The organism is Microbacterium sp. MYb72 (assembly GCF_002979415.1).
Lineage (GTDB): Bacteria > Actinomycetota > Actinomycetes > Actinomycetales > Microbacteriaceae > Microbacterium > Microbacterium natoriense.
Window position 1 is genome coordinate 1 of sequence record NZ_PCOT01000034.1, and the last position, 18,048, is coordinate 18,048.

Sequence of the window (18,048 nt, forward strand, 5' to 3'; positions counted from 1 at the left end):
CCGATTCGTCCGCCGGTGACGCCATGACCTCTCCCACCCCCACCCCGCTCGCACTGTGCGCCGCCGTCCTCGTGGCCGCGTTCGGCGTGCTCGGAGTCCCCTCGGTCGCCCAGGCCGAGGAGGCGCCGAGCGACGCGGTCTCGTGGTCGGTGTCACCGGCGGACGAATCGGGTCCTGACGGCCGCACCTCGGTCGAGCACGAGCTCGACCCCGGCGAGAGCATCGACGACCACATCGTCGTGCGCAACCTCGGCTCGGCCGACGTCGTCTTCCACCTCGCCGCGGCAGACGGCTACTACACGCCCGCCGGCCGGTTCGACATGCTGCCCTCCGACCAGGAGTCCGTGGCCGCCGGCACCTGGATCACGCTCCCCGACGAGGTCTCCGTCCCCGCGGGCGGCGCCGTCGTGGTGCCGTTCACGGTCGCGGTGCCCGACAACGCCGAACCCGGCGACCACGCGGCGGGAGTCGCGGCATCCGTGCTGTCGATCCAGAAGGACGACGCCGGCGGCACCGGGGTCGGCGTCGAGAGCCGCGTCGGCATCAAGGTGATGACCCGTGTCACCGGCGAGATCGCCCCGGCGTTCGCGGTCCGCAACCTCAGCGCGGACTACGAGATGACCTGGAATCCGTTCAGAGCGGGGTCGGCCACCGTGTCGTTCGACGTGGCCAACACCGGCAACACCCGACTGGATGCCGCGGGCGAGCTCAGCATCGCCGGACAGACCATCGCGTTCCCCGCCGAGGGGGAGCGCCGCCAGGAGATCCTTCCCGGCGAGAGCCGTACCTTCACGATCACGGTGCCGGACGTGTGGCCGCTCGTCGCCGTCGGCGGAGACCTGCGGATCACCCCGTCGTCGTCGACGCTCGACGGCGACCCCCTCGCGGTCGACGCCTCGAGCACGTCCGTCACGGTCTGGGCGATGCCGTGGCCGCAGCTCGGCCTCGTGGCCGGTGCGGCCCTGCTGGTCCTCGCGCTCCTCTGGAACCGCATCCGCTCCCGGCGCCGCATGGAGGTGCTCCTCAGCACCGCGCGGGAGCGCGGACGCGAAGAGGCGCTCGACGAGGCCCGCCGAGAGGAGGCCGTGCGGTGATCGCATCGATCCTCGCCGGGGTCGCGGGCGCCGCAGCGGCCGTCGATGCCGAGGGCGACTCCGCAGCCGACGGCGTGCGCGGCGTGCAGATCCACGTCGACATCTCTCCGCTCGACTGCGTCGGCGTCTGCGTCGGCGGTCAGCTCCCCGGCACCGGCGCCGACGTGCCTGTCACGATCCTGCTCGTCGGCGCGCTGCTCGTCGGGATCGGCATCGCCCTCCTCGTCACTCGACTCCTCATCCGCCGTCGCCGTCACGGCGATTGACCTCACAGGGGGCGGCCGACGCCGACCGCTCCGCAGACCATGGCCGACGACGGCCGCACAGAAGGAGATGCAATGACGCAACGCTTCGCCGCCAGGGCCGTCGCAGGCCTGGCGACCCTCGTTCTCGGCATCGGCGGCGCCGTGGTCGCCGCCTCGCCGGCATCCGCGGCCGACACCCTCGTCGCCTACTACCCGCTCAGCGAGACGACGGGAACCGTCGCGGTCGACGCCTCCGGCTCCGGACGGAACGCGACCTACGTCGGCGCGCCGACGCTCGCGGGGGGAGAGGGCGTCCGCCTCGACGGGGTCGACGACCATGTGAAGCTCCCCGACAACCTCCTCGCCGGACTCACCTCGATCACGGTGAGCGCGGAGGTCCTGGTGCGGCAGGCCCAGGCGACCCCCTACTTCATCTACGGCTTCGGCAACACCGACGCCTCCGGGGTCGGCAACGGCTACCTCTACTCCACGGGCAACCCGTACAAGGCCTCCATCGCGAGCGGCAACTGGTCGACGGAGCAGACGGTCGGCGGCTCCGGAGCGAACCTGCAGCGCGACGTCTGGAAGACCCTGACCTACACGCTCGACGACGCCACCGACACCGCCCGCATCTACCTCGACGGGGTGCAGGTGGCGCAGAACACCGCGGTGACGCTGACCCCCGCGGCGATCGGGGGCGGCGTGACGACCGCGAACTACCTCGGTCGATCGGTGTACAACGCCGACAGGACCCTCGCGGGCAGCCTCCGCGACGTGCGCATCTACAGCAGCGCGCTGAGCGCAGGCGATGTCGCCGCTCTCGTCCCCGCCGACGCGATCAGGATGCAGCGGGATGCCGCGGGGCTCTCCCTCGGCGACCTCTCGCAGGTCGCAGCCGACCTGGCTCTTCCGACCACGGGGGCGAACGGGTCGACGATCTCGTGGGCGTCGAGCGACACCGCGCGCATCAGCGCGAGCGGCGTCGTCACCCGCCCCGCGGCCGGCAGCGCGTCGGCGCACGTCGTCCTCACCGCGACGGTGGTCCGCGGGGCCTCCACCACGACGCGCACGTTCGACGCCACGGTGCTCCCCCTGCCCGGCGGCGACGCCCTCGCTCAGGCGGACCTCGACGGCATCACGATCCCGAACGCCGACGACATCCGCGGCAACATCACCCTCCCGTCGACGGGCGCGGTCAACGGCAGCAGCATCGTGTGGTCCGCGTCGCCTCAGGGCGTCATCTCCACGACCGCGCAGGACGGCAGGGCGCCGGGCGTCGTGACGAGGGGGAGCGCCGACGTCACGGTCACCCTCACCGCGACGGTGCCGGGGACGACGGCGCAGCGCTCGCTCGCGGTGACCGTCACCGCGGCCCCCGCAGGGCTCGATCGGGACTACACGGCGGGCTATCTGTGGACGCACTTCGCGACGGAGGGCGGCTACGAGAAGATCTTCTTCGGTCACAGCGACGACGGCCTGCACTGGTCGAAGCTGAACGACGACAAGTCCATCCTCGCGAACCTCGCGGGTGACCTCGGCGTGCGCGATCCGCACCTGGTGCGGGCCCCCGAGGGCGACAAGTACTGGATCATCGGCACCGATCTGCACGCCGAGGGCGGCGGTGCGGGCGGCTCGGGCTGGAACCAGCTCACCGCGAGCCAGAACATCGTCGTCTGGGAGTCGACCGACCTCGTCACCTGGAGCGATCAGCGCATCGTCTTCGCCGGCTTCGACAAGGCCGGGTGCGTCTGGGCGCCCGAGGCGATCTACAACGAGGCCACGGGCGAGTACTACGTGTACTGGTCTGCCCGCGATCAGCGCGACGACGGCACGAACGACTGGGCCCTGCGCGTCTACCTCACCAAGACCCGGGACTTCGTGACCTTCACCGAGCCCGAGATCTGGGCCTCCCTGAACGACCGCGGCGACGGCGCGACAGGACCGAACATCATCGACTCCACGATCGCCAAGGAGGGCGACACCTACTACCGGTTCTCCACCTCGGACTGGAACACCGTGGTCGACACGGCCACGAGCCTCGACGGCCCGTGGACCACCGTGATCGCCTCGGGGCAGGCGGCGTCCCACGGCCTGCGGGCGTCGATGGAGGGGCTCACGGTCTATCAGCTGCCCGACGGGCGCTGGTCGGTCATGGGCGATCAGAACGCGTACTACGGACACGCCGCCGACACGCTCGCGAGCCTGCAGTTCACCCAGCTGAGCAGCGGCGCCGGCGCGAACCAGTACTCCTTCGACCAGAAGTTCCGTCACGGCTCCGTCATCCGCCTCTCACAGGCCGAGGAGGAGAGGCTGCTCGCGGCCTACGGCCCCGATCGTGTCGAGCCGGAGGAGCCGCAGGAGCTGCCCATCGCGGAGTACACCTTCGACGACGGCACCCTGAAGGACTCCGCCGGGACGGCGGACCTCACCGCCTTCGGCACCGCGGCGGTGGCGACGGATGCCGTCAAGGGCAAGGCGCTCCGCCTGGACGGCAGCTCCGGCGGATACGCCGCCTTCCCCACGGGCTTCTTCGACGGCCGCAGCACCATGACGGTGTCGATGGACGTGAAGTCGGAGAAGACCAGCGGCAACTTCTTCACCTTCGCGATGGGGGCGGACACCACCAGGTACCACTTCCTCCGCGTCCGCGGGGGAGACGTCCGCAGCGCCATCACCCAGAGCTCCTGGCAGAACGAGTCGGCCGTCACCGGGACGGTCTCGGCCGGGCAGTGGCACCGGATCGACGTGGTCTTCGACGGAACGACGATGAAGGTGTACTCCGACGGGGTCAAGCTGGGCGAGAACTCGACGCTCGGGGCGACCGTGCAGCAGCTCGGCTCGAACCTCTCCGGCTACCTCGGCAGGTCCTTCTACGGGGCCGACGAGTACTTCAAGGGATGGTTCGACGACGTGCGCATCTACAACCGCGCGCTGAGCGACACCGAGATCCTCGGGAACGCGGGGGTCACGGATCAGCTCATCAACGTGTCCCTCGCCGACCCCGCCGCCCTCAAGGTCGCGCCGCTGGTGGACGGAACCGCGCACACCGCCACCCTTCCTGTGGTCAAGGGGACGGACCTCGCCGCCCTCGCTCCGACGTTCGGCACGGCGGCCGGGGTGACGGTGTCTCCGGCATCCGGCACGGTCGTCGACCTGCGCACGCCGAAGACGTACACGCTCACCGCACCGGGGGGAGCGACCACGACGTGGACGATCACGGCGACCGTCGTGAACAGCCCGGTGCTGCCGGGGCTGTACGCCGACCCGAACATCGCGGTGTTCGGCGACACGTACTTCATCTACGCGACCTCCGACGGCTACGCCGGCTGGGGTGGCAAGGAGTTCTACGTCTGGAGCTCGAAGAACCTGGTCGACTGGACGCGCTCCGACGAGCCGTTCCTCACTCTCGACGGGGCGAACGGCGACGTGCCGTGGGCCACGGGCAACGCGTGGGCTCCGACGATCATCGAGCGGGAGGGGAAGTACTACTTCTACTTCAGCGGCCACAACGCGGCTCTGAACCGCAAGACGATCGGCGTCGCCGTCGCCGACAGCCCGTACGGTCCGTTCGTCGCGCAGCCGCAGGCGATGATCCTCAACAACGAGGCCGTCACCTCGGGGCAGGCCATCGACCCCGCGGCGTTCCACGACCCCGTGACGGGCAAGTGGTACCTCGGATGGGGCAACGGCTCCCCGGTGCTCGCCGAGCTGAACGACGACATGATCTCCATCAGGGCCGGCACCTATCAGCGGATCAGCGGACTGACGGACTTCCGCGAGGGCGTCTTCTTCAACTACCGCAACGGTCTGTACCACCTGACGTACGCGATCGACGACACCGGCTCGGAGAACTACCGCGTCGGCTACGCCACGGCGACGAGCATGACCGGACCGTGGACGTACCGCGGGGTGATCCTGCAGAAGGACCTCTCCCTCGGCATCAAGGGCCCAGGCCACAGCTCGATCATCAACGTGCCGGGGACAGATGACTGGTACATCGCGTATCACCGCTTCGCCATCCCCGGCGGCAACGGCAACAACCGCGAGACCACGATCGACAGGGTGGAGTTCGGAGCCGACGGCCTGATCAAGGCGGTGGTGCCGACTCTGGAGAGCGTCGCTCCGCAGCTGATCGAACCGCAGGCGCCGATGCCGGAGGTGTCGGTGGTGGCGACCACGCGGTGCACCGCAGGCAAGGTGACGCTCGTCGTGCAGGTGAAGAACACGGGGGAGACCCCCGTCGCACTCGAACTCGCCACGGCCTACGGCACACGGGCGGTCGAATCCGTGGCCGTCGACGGGTCGACCTCGCAGACGCTGTCGACCCGTCTCGCCGGCATCCCCGCCGGGACGGTGTCGGTGACCGCGACCGTCGACGGGCGCTCGGTCGTGGCGACCGCCGGGTACGTCGCGCGCAGCTGCGGCTGACACCGGCAGGACCGACGGAGTCTCCGCCCGCGGGGTGACCCGCGGGCGGAAACTCCGTGTTTCTGTGCCCCGCGCAGTAATGTCGTGTTTGTTGCCGGTCACATGGTCAGGGGGAAAGCGTGAGCACAGACGGAGGCGGGCCGCGCAAGCCGAGCATCTACGATGTGGCGGATCGTGCCGGAGTGTCGCACATGACCGTCTCGCGCGTGCTCAACGGGCACCCGAACATCCGCGCGTCCACGCGGGAGAAGGTGATGAACGCGATCGCCGAGATGAGCTACACGCGCAGCTCGATCGCCAGGGCCCTCGCCACCAACCGCACGATGCGCATCGGCGCTCTGATCGACAACCCCGGCTACTTCGGACCCAGCAGCACCCTGCGCGCGATCGAGGTCGCCGCGCGCGAGTACGGCTACGCCGTGAGCTCGTTCTCCGTGGGCGACGGGGAGGACCGCCGTGTCGACGCCGGGGTCATGGAGCTCATCACCCAGGGCGTCGACGCCCTGTGCGTCATCGCCCCCCGCGCCTCGTCCCTCGACCTGCTGCGACGTCAGTCGATCGGCGTGCCGACGCTGGTCGTCAAGGAGGAGCCCGACGAGGAGATGCACACGGCATCCGTCGATCAGCGCGCGGGCGCGACGGCGGCGGTGCGCCACCTGATCGATCTCGGACACCGCTCGATCCTGCACGTCGCCGGTCCGCCGGACTGGTTCGACGCCAAGGCGCGGACCGAGGCCTGGCGCGCGGTGCTCGAGGAGGCCGGTCTTCCCGTGGCCGAGCCGATGATCGGCGACTGGTCGTCGGATTCGGGGTACGCGTTCGGCACGAGCGTCGAGCTCGGCGACGCCACGGCCGTCTTCGTCGCGAACGACCAGATGGCCCTCGGGCTCATGCACGGCCTCGCCGAGCGTGGCATCCGGGTGCCAGACGACGTGAGCGTCGTCGGCTTCGACGACGTGCCGGATGCTCGGCACTACCTGCCCCCGCTCACGACGGTCCGTCAGGACTTCACGCTGCTCGGCAGGCTCGTCATCGGGGAGCTGCTCTCGGCGATCGAGGGTGGCGAGACGGAGGAGCGCGAGCTGATCCAGCCCGAGCTCAAGCTGCGCGCGTCGACCGCCGCTCCGCGGAGCTGAGCCGACTCCTCTCGCGCTCATCGAGGCGCCGGATCGCGGCGCGCCCATTCGGCGATGGCCCGGGGCGTCCCCTGAGGCGACGCGCCTGTTGACGTGGGAGCGGGGTGTCCCTATGCTCACTGTTACCGCTCACTGTTGACGTCAACACATACTCTGAGGACAGACGATGAAGTCGAAGAGAACCATTGCCGCGCTCGGGATCTGCGCCCTCGGCGCCGGCGCGCTCGTGACCGGCGCCCCCGCGGCGCAGGCGGCTGCGATCCCGCTCACCATCACCCCCAACCCCGGTTACGCGTCATCCCCGTTCGAGGGATGGGGGACCAGCCTCGTCTGGTTCGCGAACGCGACGGGTGGCTACCCTGATGACGTCCGGCAGGATCTGCTCGACAAGGTCTTCGGCGAGGACGGGCTCAACCTCAACATCGCCCGGTACAACATCGGCGGAGGCAACGCGACGGACGTGCCGGGGTACCTGCGCCCCGGCGGCGCCGTGGAGGGCTGGTGGAACCCTGATCTCGCGAGCTCGACGTACGCCGACCGCGCGGAGTACCGTGCGGCCTGGGACGGCGACGACCCGGCGAGCTACGACTTCGACGCCGATGGGACCCAGCGCTGGTGGATCGACGCCCTGAAGGACCGCATCACGCACTGGGAGGCGTTCAGCAACTCGCCGCCTTACTTCCTCACCCAGAGCGGCTACGTCTCGGGCGGCATCGGCAACGGCAACGCGGAGCAGCTGTCCGCCGCCGACATGGACGCGTATGCGGACTACCTCGTGACGGTCGTCGAGCGCCTCGAGCAGGAGCACGGCATCGACTTCGCCAGCCTCGATCCGTTCAACGAGCCCAACACGAACTACTGGTCCACCACTCTCGGACCCGACGGCTGGCCCACCTCGGCGAGCAGGCAGGAGGGCGCGCACATCGGACCGGCCGCCCAGGACGCGATGATCAAGGTCCTCGCCGACCGCCTGGCGGAGCCCGGAACCGCCACAGACGTGCCGATCTCGGCGATGGACGAGACGAACCCGTCGATCTTCGCGACCAACTGGAACGCGTGGAGCGACGAGTCCAAGGCCGAGGTCGACCAGTTGAACGTGCACACCTACGGCACCTCAGGGCGGCTCGTGGTGAGGGACATCGCGAAGAGCGCCGACAAGCCGCTGTGGATGAGCGAGGTCGAGGGCGACTGGGACGGCACCGGCTACAACCTCACCAACATCGAGAACGGCCTCGGGATGGCCGGTCGCATCGTCGACGATCTGCGCGAGCTGGAGCCGAGCGCCTGGGTGTTCTGGCAGCCGGTCGAAGACACCTACAACATGCAGAAGGTCGAGAACAAGAACTGGGGATCGGTGTTCGTCGACTTCGACTGCAACGCCGACGGCGACTCCGTGCGGCGCATCGCCGACGGCGAGGCCGACCCGAGCTGCCGCGTCCAGACCAACGCGAAGTTCAACACCGTGCGCAACTTCACGCACTACATCCGTCCGGGGGATGCCCTCATCCCGTCGGGCGACGCGCAGACCACCGCGGCCGTCTCGGCCTCCGGCGACGCCGCGACCCTCGTGCACGTGAACACGGAGTCCTCGGCGCGTGAGCTCACGCTCGACCTCTCGCGCTTCGGCGCCGTGGCGGCAGGGGCGACCGTGACGCCGATCGTGACCACGCAGTCGACGGCCGCGAACCCCACGAGCAATGCGCTCGTGGCGGGAGCGCCCGTCGCGGTCGACGCGGCCACCCGCACCGCGAAGATCACCGTCCCCGCGAAGTCGGTGACGACGCTCCTGATCTCCGGAGTCTCCGGCGTCGCCGATGAGGCCGCCTCGCTGCGCGACGGCCACAGCTACCAGCTGTTCGGCGTGCAGAGCGGCAAGGCGCTCGCCGCGAACGGCACGGCGGCGGTCATCCGCACCCCCGCCACCACCGCGGAGGCCGCGACCGCCCAGACCTGGACCGTGCGGACCCTGTCGGGGGAGGGCACCGATCGGCACCGCTTCGCCCTGCAGTCGGGCGACGGCAGGTTCCTCGCCGAGTCCGGCGGAGGGGTGACCGTGGTCTCCGCCACGCCGGAGCAGGCGGCATCCGATCCCGCCCTGCAGTGGATCTCGTCCACCGCCGACGGCTCGACGTTCTCGCTGCTCAGCGTCTCGGGCGAGCGCGTGCTCGACGTGAACGGGCAGAGCTCCGCCGATGGTGCGAGCGTGGGGCTGTGGACCTCGAACGACGGGGCGAACCAGCGCTGGACGCTCACCGACACCGAACTGGTCGAGGTGCAGAAGGTCACGACGGGTGCGGTGCAGGGCACGGCCCCGGCGCTCCCGCCCACGGTGGCGCTGACCTATCGGGGTGGTGTCGAGCGCACCGCCGCCGTCACGTGGAACACGGCGGGGGCCGACTGGTCGACGCCCGGCACCAGGACGATCGACGGGACGGGCGTCGACCTCTTCGGCGCGGCCTTCGCGGCCACGGCGATCGTCGAGGTCGGGGTCGTGTCGATCACGGATCCGGTGTCCGTCACGACGTACGCGGGTGCACCGCTGTCCTCGGTGCGAGCCGCGGCGCCGGCGACGGCGCCCGCCGTGATCGGAGCCACCGACCAGCGGCTGCCCGTCGACGTCGCCTGGGACTGGAGCGGCGTCGCCGACTCCTCGTTCGCCACTCCCGGCGTCGTCACCGTGCCGGGGTCGGCACGCGCGCCGGGCGGGGGAGTGCTCACGGCGACCCTGTCGGTGATCGTGACCGTTCCGTCGACACGGAACGTCGCCCCGGCGAGCGCGGCATCCGCGACCTTCACCGAGAGCTCCAGCTACGGCGCCGACCGCACGAAGAACGGCCTCACCACGGACAAGGGATGGTCGAACTGGAGGTCGGGCACGAAGAACACGCAGGACACGCTGACCTACGCGCTGACCCGCGCCGAGACGATGCAGAGCGCCAGGATCTTCTTCTACAAGGACGGCTCGTCGAACAGCTGGCCGCAGTCGCTCTCCGTGCAGTACCGCCTCGGCGCCGGCGCCTGGACGACGGTCGGATCCCTCGTCGACGTCCCCGTCCCGGCGGACGGATCCGCTCCTGTGGTCGACGTGCCGCTGGGCTCCGTGCAGGCCGATGCCGTGAGGGTGGTCATGAACGCCCGCGCCGCCACCCACATGATCGTGTCGGAGGTCGAGCTGCAGGCATCCGCCCCCGGCGTCTCCTCGGTGGACACGCTCTCCGCGATCACCCTGGACGGCGTGCCGCTGCAGGGCTTCGCGTCGGCGACGACCGCGTACGAGGTGCCGTGGCCCGCGGGCGAGCAGCGTCCGGTGCTGCGCGCGGTCGCGACCGACCGCGCGGCTGCCGTCGCGGTCAGGCAGGCCGGTGACTCCGGGGTCGCCTCGGTGCTCGTCACGGCGCCCTCCGGCACGTCCAGGACCTACGACATCGCCTTCGTCGACAGGGCCGGCCCGACGCTCGATGCGACGCTGGTCGGCAGCGTGCGCTGCGTGGCGGGCAAGGCGCAGCTCGTCCTCACGGTGACCAACAGCGGAGACGTCGCGACCGACGTGACCGTCGCGACGCCGTACGGCTCGAGGGCGTTCTCGGGGCTCTCCCCGCAGGCGAGCGCGTCCGCAGCGCAGTCGACGAGGCTCGCCGTCGTCCCGGCGGGGAGCGCGCAGATCGTGCTGAGGGCTGATGTCGACGGGGTGCACCATGAGCGCACCCTGCAGACCGCCCTCCCGGCTGGCGGGTGCGGCGCGGCGCGCTGACCCATCGCCGACGGAGGGGCGTCGAGGCCGGGAGACCGTCCTCGGCGCCCCTCTCGTCACGACGGCGTAACGACGGGGAATCCGGACTTGCGCAAAGTTTTGTTACCGCGCACAATTGGGTGAGCACAGCACCACACACGTCGTCCACGGCGGACGCGTTACCCGACGGCGAACCGCCGGAGGCACTCAAGGAGGAGACAACAATGGCTACATCCAAGCGACTGCTCGGAATGATCGGACTCGGCGTCGCCGGCGCTCTCGCGCTCGGCCTGACGGGCTGCAGCGGCGGCGGAGACGACAAGGGCGGATCCGACGCGGGCTCCGGCTCCGGCGACCTCATCACGGTCGGCTTCGTCGCCGTCGGCCCCGAGGGCGGCTGGCGTCAGGCCAACGAGAAGAACATCCAGGACACCTTCACCGAGGATGCCGGCTACGACCTGAAGTACGCGCCGGCCGCGAACCTCGACCAGAAGTCGCAGATCGACAACTTCACGTCGTTCGTCGACGAGGGCGTCGACGTCATCCTGCTCTCGGCCACCGAGGCCACCGGCTGGGAGGACTCGCTCAAGCGCGCACAGGAGGCGGAGATCCCCGTCATCCTCCTCGACCGCGGCATCGAGCCCGACGACACCAGCCTCTACGTCACCCGCATCGCGCCCGACAACGTCGAGGTCGCGAAGGAGGTCGGCACCTGGGCTGCAGCCGAGTTCCCCGACGGTGGCAACTACATCGTCCTCGAGGGCCCGGCCGGCGTCGGCGTCGTGAACGAGCGCAACAAGGGCTTCGAAGAGGGCCTCGGCGACTCCTCGCTGGTCAAGGTCGCGGCGCAGACCGCGAACTGGTCCACCGAAGAGGGCAAGAGCGTCACGGAGACCCTGCTCAAGTCGAACAACAACGACATCCAGTTCATCTTCGCCCAGAACGACGAGATGGGCCTCGGCGCATCCCAGGCGGTCGAAGAGGCCGGTCTGACCGTCGGCACCGACGTCAAGATCGCGACGATCGACGGCACCAAGAACGCCATCCAGGCGCTCGCCGACGGCAAGCTCAGCTACGTCCACGAGTACAACCCGCTCTTCGGCGAGACCGCTCTCGACGTCGTCAAGAAGGCGCTCGACGGCGACAAGGTCGACTCGTACATCGTCGTCCCGAGCAAGGCGTTCGACTCCGCCGAGGCCGCCAAGGCCGCTCTGCCCGACCGCAAGTACTGAACCACCCGCCCGGGCGGCGCGCCGAGCGCCGCCCGGGCACCCTCCGCCGAGAGACACAGAGACCGGAAGTCAGAGCAATGAACGAAGAACTGCCCATCGTCCAGATGCGGGGGATCTCGATCGAGTTCCCCGGCGTGAAGGCGCTCGACGGCGTGGACTTCCGGCTCTTCCAGGGCGAGGTGCACGCGCTGATGGGCGAGAACGGCGCCGGCAAGTCGACCCTCATCAAGGCCCTCACCGGCGTCTACGGCATCGACTCCGGCTCGATCGTCGTCGCCGGCCAGGAGCGCAGCTTCCGCGGGACGAGCGACGCGCAGGCCGCGGGCATCTCGACCGTGTACCAGGAGGTCAACCTGGTCACGAACCTCTCCATCGGCGAGAACGTCATGCTGGGGCACGAGGTGCGCGGCCCCTTCGGCATCAACTGGCGCGCCACCCACCGTGCGGCCACCGAGGCCCTCACCCGTCTCGGCCTGGAGGACCTCGACACCCATCAGCCGCTGTCGAGCCTGTCGATCGCGATGCAGCAGCTCGTCGCGATCAGCCGGGCGATGGCCATCAAGGCCAAGGTGCTCATCCTCGACGAGCCCACCTCGAGCCTCGACGCCGCCGAGGTCGACGGCCTCTTCCGCGTCATGCGGACCCTTCGCGACCAGGGCGTCGCGATCCTCTTCGTCTCGCACTTCCTCGACCAGATCTACGCGATCAGCGACCGTCTCACGGTGCTGCGCAACGGGCAGTACGTCGGTGAGTACCTCACACGCGAGCTCGACCGCCATGCCCTCATCTCGAAGATGATCGGCAAGGACCTCGACGCGCTCTCGGCGCTCGGCGGCAACCGCCGCACCGACGCCCGCACCGCCGACGAGGCCCCCGTCGTGTCCGCCCGCGGACTCGGACGCCGCGGATCCGTGCAGCCCACCGACCTCGACATCCGCCGCGGAGAGGTCGTCGGCTTCGCCGGCCTCCTGGGCTCAGGGCGCACCGAGCTCGCCCGCCTGCTCTACGGCGCCGATCGCGCCGACGAGGGCACGGTCGAGCTGAACGGCGTCGTCGGCGACATCAAGTCCCCGGCCGACGCCCTCGCGAAGCGCATCGCGTTCTCGACCGAGAACCGCCGCGACGAGGGCATCATCGCCGACCTCACGGTGCGCGAGAACATGATCCTCGCCCTCCAGGCGGAGCGCGGCTGGGCGCGGCCGATCCCCAAGAAGGAGCAGGACGAGATCGTCGACAGGTACATCGCCGAGCTCAACGTCCGCCCCGCCGACCCGAACCGCCCGATCAAGAACCTCTCCGGAGGCAACCAGCAGAAGGTCCTCCTCGGCCGCTGGCTCGCCACCGAGCCCGAGCTGCTGATCCTCGACGAGCCCACCCGCGGTATCGACGTCGGAGCCAAGGCCGACATCCAGGAGGCCGTGGCGCAGCTCGCCGAAGAGGGGATGTCGGTGGTGTTCATCTCCTCCGAGCTGGAGGAGGTCGTCCGCCTGTCCGAGCGCATCGTCGTGCTCAAGGACCACCAGAAGATCGGCGAGATCCAGAACGGCCCCGACGTCACCGCCCAGTCGGTCGTCGACGTGATCGCCGCCCACGGCGTGGAGAGCGCCGCGGACAGCCTCGACGAGGCGCCGGGCGGAGAAGCCCAGCCCGTCGACGCAGACGCAGAAGAGGAGACGCGATGAGCGCCGCAGCATCCCGCCCCACCGCCTGGCTGAGGGAGGTGATCCGCAAGCCGTGGTTCTGGGGGATCGTCGCCCTCGTGGCACTGCTCGCGCTCAACGTGCTGAAGGACCCCACGTACCTCGCCATCTCGGTCAACCCGAACAACGGCAACCTCGTCGGCAACCTGATCGACATCCTCAAGGCCGCGGCCCCCGTCATGATGATCGCGCTCGGCATGTCTCTCGTCATCGCCACCGCGGGCATCGACCTCTCCGTCGGATCGCTCATGGCGGTCGGCGGCGCCGTGTCGATGGAGTTCCTGAAGGCGGCGGGAGATTCCACCTCCGTCGGCGTCGCACTGGCCGCGATCGGGCTCACGCTGCTGATCACCGGCGTCCTGGGCGCCGTCAACGGCATCCTCGTCGCCTACGTCGGACTCCAGCCGTTCATCGCCACCCTCGTGCTCATGCTCGCGGGCCGAGGCATCGCGAAGGTCATCACGGGCGGCCAGAACACCGCCGCGTCCAGCGACCCGTACCGCTGGATCGCGAACGGGTATGTCGTCGGCATTCCCGTGGTCTTCCTGTTCGCCGTGCTGATCGTGCTGGTCGTCGCCGCCGTCGTGCGGCGCAGCGCGCTCGGGCTCATGATCGAGGCGATCGGCATCAACCCCAAGGCCAGCCGGATGGCCGGCATCAAGCCGCGCGGCCTCCTGCTGACCACCTACATCCTCAGTGGTCTGCTCGCCGGGGTCGCCGGCATCATGTCCGTCGGCACCGTCATGACGGTCGACATCTCGCGCACCGGGTACCAGCTGGAGCTCGACGCGATCCTCGCGGTCGTGATCGGCGGGGCCTCGCTCGCCGGCGGCAAGTTCTCGCTCAGCGGCGCCTTCGTCGGCGCCCTGCTCATCGCGACGCTCGACAAGACCGTCGTGTTCCTCGGCATCTCCTCGTCGGCCACCCCCGCCTTCAAGGCGATCGTGATCGTCGTGCTGTGCCTGCTGCAGTCCGACCGCGTGCGCGGCTGGTTCACCCGCCGCCCGAAGGCCGTGTTCCCGACCGCGCCGAGAGTCGAAGCCCGCAAAGAGGAGGTGACGGCATGACCGTCCTGACCGAGGCTCCGGCCCGCACGGATGCCGCGACCGGCGTCATGACCCGCATCCGCCGGCTCGTGTCGACCAACCCGTCGACCCTGCCCACCGTCGCCGCCGTCGCCATCCTGATCGCGATGGTCGTCTACGGGGAGATCGCGTACGGCCGCATCGTGCAGGCCAACACGCTGTCGAACCTGCTCATCAACAACACGCACCTCATCGTGCTCGCGGTGGCGCTGACCTTCGTCATCCTCACCGGCGGGATCGACCTGTCGGTGGGGTCGATCATCGCGTTCTCCTCGGTCGCCGGCGTGATGCTGTCGAACGCGGGGTGGCATCCGCTCGCCGTGCTCGTGGTGATGATCGGCTCCGGCTCCCTGTTCGGCCTGGTCTCCGGCATCCTGATCCGGTACTTCAACGTGCAGCCGTTCATCGCGACGCTGGCGATGATGTTCCTGGGTCGCGGTCTCGCGTCACTGCTCAGCACGGTCCCCGAGCGGCTCGGCGAGGACTCCCCGCTGCGCTGGATCGGCACGCAGATCAAGGTCGTCGACGGGCCGAAGGTCAACGACCTCGTCATCACCCCGGCCGTGATCGTGGCTCTGCTCGTCGTCGTCGTCGCGTTCTTCGTCCTGCACCGCACGCGCACCGGCCGCACCGTGTACGCGATCGGCGGCTCCGAGAACTCGGCGGCGCTCATGGGCCTCTCGGTGCCGCGCACCAAGGTGCTCGTGTACGTGATCAGCGGCACGCTCGCCGGCATCGCCGCCGTGCTCTACACGGGGCGTCTCGGCACCGCGCAGAACATCACCGGCATCGGCTGGGAGCTCGACGCGATCGCGGCGGCCGTGATCGGCGGCACCGTGCTCACCGGCGCCTACGGCTACGTGCTCGGCTCGGTGGTCGGGGCGCTCGTGCTGGGCCTCATGAACGTGCTCATCACCCGCGACGGCAAGATCCCGCCCGAGATGACGACGATCATCACCGGCGCGATCCTCCTCGTCTTCGTGCTCCTGCAGCGCGCCGTCACCCGCAAGAAGGAATAGCCGATGACCGTATTCACCCCCGAGGTCGAGGCATCCATCCGCGCCGTCCGCGCGGACGTCGCCCGCCTGCACGCCGAGCTCGTGCGCTACGACCTGATCGTCTGGACCGGCGGCAACGTGTCGGGCAGGGTCCCGGGCGCCGACCTGTTCGTGATCAAGCCGTCCGGCGTCTCCTATGACGACTTGACGCCCGAGAACATGATCCTCTGCGACCTCGACGGCACGGTCGTGCCCGGCACCCCCGGCAGCGACCGGAGCCCCTCCAGCGACACGGCGGCGCACGCCTACGTGTACCGGAACATGCCGGAGATCGGCGGCGTGGTGCACACCCACTCGACGTTCGCTGTCGCCTGGGCCGCGCGCGGCGAGGAGATCCCGTGCGTGATCACGGCGATGGCCGACGAGTTCGGCGGGCCGATCCCGGTCGGCCCCTTCGCGATCATCGGCGACGACTCCATCGGCCGCGGCATCGTGGAGACCCTCCGCGGCCACCGCAGCCGGGCCGTGCTCATGCAGAACCACGGCCCGTTCACGATCGGCGTCGATGCGAAGGATGCCGTGAAGGCCGCCGTCATGGTCGAGGACGTCGCCCGCACGGTGCACCACGCCAGGGAGGCGGGTCCGCTGATCCCGCTGCCGCAGGAGGCCATCGACCGGCTCTACGACCGGTACCAGAACGTGTACGGCCAGAGCGCGGACGCCCGCCGATGAGCGGTCGCGACGACATCGCCCACGGACGCACGAGCCTCGGCATCGAGTTCGGCTCCACCCGCATCAAGGCGTGTCTGATCGGCGCCGACGCCTCCGAGGTGCTCGCCACCGGCTCGTTCTCCTGGGAGAACCGGCTCGAGGACGGACTGTGGACGTACGGGCTCGACGAGGTGTGGGCGGGGCTCCAGGCGGCGTTCGCCGACCTCGTGGCCGATGCCCACGACCGCTACGGAGTGCGACCCGCGACCTTCGGCGCGATCGGCGTCTCGGCGATGATGCACGGCTACCTCGCCTTCGATGAGGACGGCGAGCTGCTGGTGCCGTTCCGCACCTGGCGCAACACGAACACCGGTGCGGCGGCGGCCGAGCTGACCGCGCTGCTCGGGGTCAATATCCCGCTGCGGTGGTCGATCGCGCACCTGCATCAGGCGGTCGTCGACGGCGAGCCCCACGTGCCGGGCATCGGCTTCGTCACGACCCTCGCCGGATACGTGCACTGGCGGCTCACGGGCGCCCGCGTGCTGGGCGTCGGCGACGCCTCGGGCATGTTCCCCATCGACTCGGCGACCGGCGGCTACGACGAGAGGATGCTGCAGGCCTACGACGCGCTCGCGGGCGACCGCCTCCCCTCGTCGCTCGGTGCGCTGCTCCCGGCCGTGCTCCCCGCGGGGGCCCCGGCCGGATCACTCACCGCAGAGGGTGCGCTGCTGCTCGACCCCACGGGCGCGACGCCCTCCGGCATCCCGCTGTGCCCGCCGGAGGGCGATGCGGGCACGGGGATGGTCGCCACGAACTCGGTGTCGCCGCGCACGGGCAACGTCAGCGCAGGTACGAGCATCTTCGCGATGGTCGTCCTCGAGCGCCCGCTCGCCGAGGTGCACCACGAGCTCGACCTCGTCACCACCCCGGTCGGAGACGCCGTCGCGATGGTGCACTGCAACAACGGCGCCAGCGAGCTCGCGGCCTGGGCGGGGCTCTTCATCCGCTTCGCCGCATCCGCCGGCCACCCCGTCGGAGACGATGCGGCGTTCGACGCGCTCTTCCGCGAGGCGCTCGGAGGGGAGGCGGATGCCGGCGGCATCCTCGCCTACAACCATCTGGCGGGTGAGCCGCTGGCGGGGCTCACCGCAGGCCGACCGCTCGTCGTGCGCACCCCGGACAGCGCCTTCACGCTCGCGAACTTCATGCGCGCGCAGCTGTACGGCGTGTTCGGAACCCTGGCGCTGGGCATGCAGGTGCTCGCCGCCGAGGGCGTCGGGCTCGACCGGATGTTCGCGCACGGCGGCATGTTCCGCACCGCGGGCGTCGCGCAGCGGTTCCTCGCCGGCGCGCTCGGCGCCCCGGTCGCCGTGGGCGATCTCGCCTCCGAGGGCGGGGCGTGGGGCATCGCGGTGCTCGCGTCGTACCTCGCTCACGCCGACGACCTCGCCCTCGACGCGTATCTCGACGAGAGCGTGTTCGCCACGGCATCCCTCCGCACCGTCGCTCCCGATCCGGAGGACGTCGCGGGCTTCGCCGCCTACCTCGACCGTTACCGCGCCGGCCTCGCCATCGAGTCCGCCGCCATCACCGCACTCCCTCCCGGTCTTTGAGCGAGCGGAGCGAGACGAAACGCAGCTTCCCGTCGGACCACGTTTCGTCTCGTCGCTTCGCTCCTCGCTCAACGAA

Annotated in this window: 11 protein-coding genes; all 11 read left to right on the forward strand. The window is 70.1% G+C overall.

The window, feature by feature from the left end:
- On the forward strand, positions 1–1,094 hold a 1,094-nt coding region (locus tag CQ047_RS15905; RefSeq protein WP_105676800.1), incomplete at its 5' end, for a hypothetical protein.
- Positions 1,091–1,360, forward strand: a complete 270-nt coding sequence (locus CQ047_RS15910; RefSeq protein WP_105676801.1) for a hypothetical protein — start codon at positions 1,091–1,093, stop codon at positions 1,358–1,360. The genes CQ047_RS15905 and CQ047_RS15910, both read left to right, overlap by 4 nt.
- 72 nt (positions 1,361–1,432) lie before the next feature.
- Complete coding sequence (locus CQ047_RS15915; protein WP_181155971.1) at positions 1,433–5,767, forward strand: family 43 glycosylhydrolase; 4,335 nt, start codon at positions 1,433–1,435, stop codon at positions 5,765–5,767.
- Positions 5,768–5,886: 119 nt separating this feature from the next.
- Positions 5,887–6,903, forward strand: a complete 1,017-nt coding sequence (locus tag CQ047_RS15920) for a LacI family DNA-binding transcriptional regulator (RefSeq protein ID WP_223585792.1) — start codon at positions 5,887–5,889, stop codon at positions 6,901–6,903.
- A gap of 166 nt (positions 6,904–7,069) precedes the next feature.
- Positions 7,070–10,654, forward strand: coding sequence for a glycoside hydrolase (locus CQ047_RS15925; RefSeq protein ID WP_105676805.1), 3,585 nt, complete (start codon positions 7,070–7,072; stop codon positions 10,652–10,654).
- A 203-nt stretch (positions 10,655–10,857) separates the two neighbouring features.
- Complete coding sequence (locus CQ047_RS15930) at positions 10,858–11,865, forward strand: ABC transporter substrate-binding protein (protein WP_105676806.1); 1,008 nt, start codon at positions 10,858–10,860, stop codon at positions 11,863–11,865.
- Between the two features lie 77 nt (positions 11,866–11,942).
- Positions 11,943–13,547 carry a sugar ABC transporter ATP-binding protein gene (locus CQ047_RS15935; RefSeq protein ID WP_105676808.1) on the forward strand — a complete coding sequence of 535 codons (1,605 nt, stop codon included), beginning with the start codon at positions 11,943–11,945 and terminating at the stop codon, positions 13,545–13,547.
- On the forward strand, positions 13,544–14,632 hold the full coding sequence (locus CQ047_RS15940) for an ABC transporter permease (protein ID WP_105676809.1): 1,089 nt from the start codon (positions 13,544–13,546) through the stop codon (positions 14,630–14,632). The genes CQ047_RS15935 and CQ047_RS15940 overlap by 4 nt, the downstream gene beginning before the upstream one ends.
- Positions 14,633–14,679: 47 nt before the next feature.
- Complete coding sequence (locus CQ047_RS15945; RefSeq protein WP_374197885.1) at positions 14,680–15,669, forward strand: ABC transporter permease; 990 nt, start codon at positions 14,680–14,682, stop codon at positions 15,667–15,669.
- Between the two features lie 3 nt (positions 15,670–15,672).
- Positions 15,673–16,380, forward strand: coding sequence for an L-ribulose-5-phosphate 4-epimerase (locus CQ047_RS15950; RefSeq protein ID WP_105676813.1), 708 nt, complete (start codon positions 15,673–15,675; stop codon positions 16,378–16,380).
- A complete protein-coding gene (locus tag CQ047_RS15955; RefSeq protein WP_105676815.1) occupies positions 16,377–17,972 on the forward strand; it encodes a xylulokinase in 1,596 nt (531 codons plus the stop codon). The genes CQ047_RS15950 and CQ047_RS15955 overlap by 4 nt, the downstream gene beginning before the upstream one ends.
- Positions 17,973–18,048: the final 76 nt, after the last annotated feature.

Bases quoted from the DNA above. Each gene is read 5' to 3' on its own strand.
- CQ047_RS15915 (WP_181155971.1), top strand. From the start codon at position 1,433: ATGACGCAACGCTTCGCCGCCAGGGCCGTCGCAGGCCTGGCGACCCTC.
- CQ047_RS15925 (WP_105676805.1), top strand. From the start codon at position 7,070: ATGAAGTCGAAGAGAACCATTGCCGCGCTCGGGATCTGCGCCCTCGGC.
- CQ047_RS15930 (WP_105676806.1), top strand. From the start codon at position 10,858: ATGGCTACATCCAAGCGACTGCTCGGAATGATCGGACTCGGCGTCGCC.
- CQ047_RS15935 (WP_105676808.1), top strand. From the start codon at position 11,943: ATGAACGAAGAACTGCCCATCGTCCAGATGCGGGGGATCTCGATCGAG.
- CQ047_RS15940 (WP_105676809.1), top strand. From the start codon at position 13,544: ATGAGCGCCGCAGCATCCCGCCCCACCGCCTGGCTGAGGGAGGTGATC.
- CQ047_RS15945 (WP_374197885.1), top strand. From the start codon at position 14,680: ATGACCCGCATCCGCCGGCTCGTGTCGACCAACCCGTCGACCCTGCCC.
- CQ047_RS15950 (WP_105676813.1), top strand. From the start codon at position 15,673: ATGACCGTATTCACCCCCGAGGTCGAGGCATCCATCCGCGCCGTCCGC.
- CQ047_RS15955 (WP_105676815.1), top strand. From the start codon at position 16,377: ATGAGCGGTCGCGACGACATCGCCCACGGACGCACGAGCCTCGGCATC.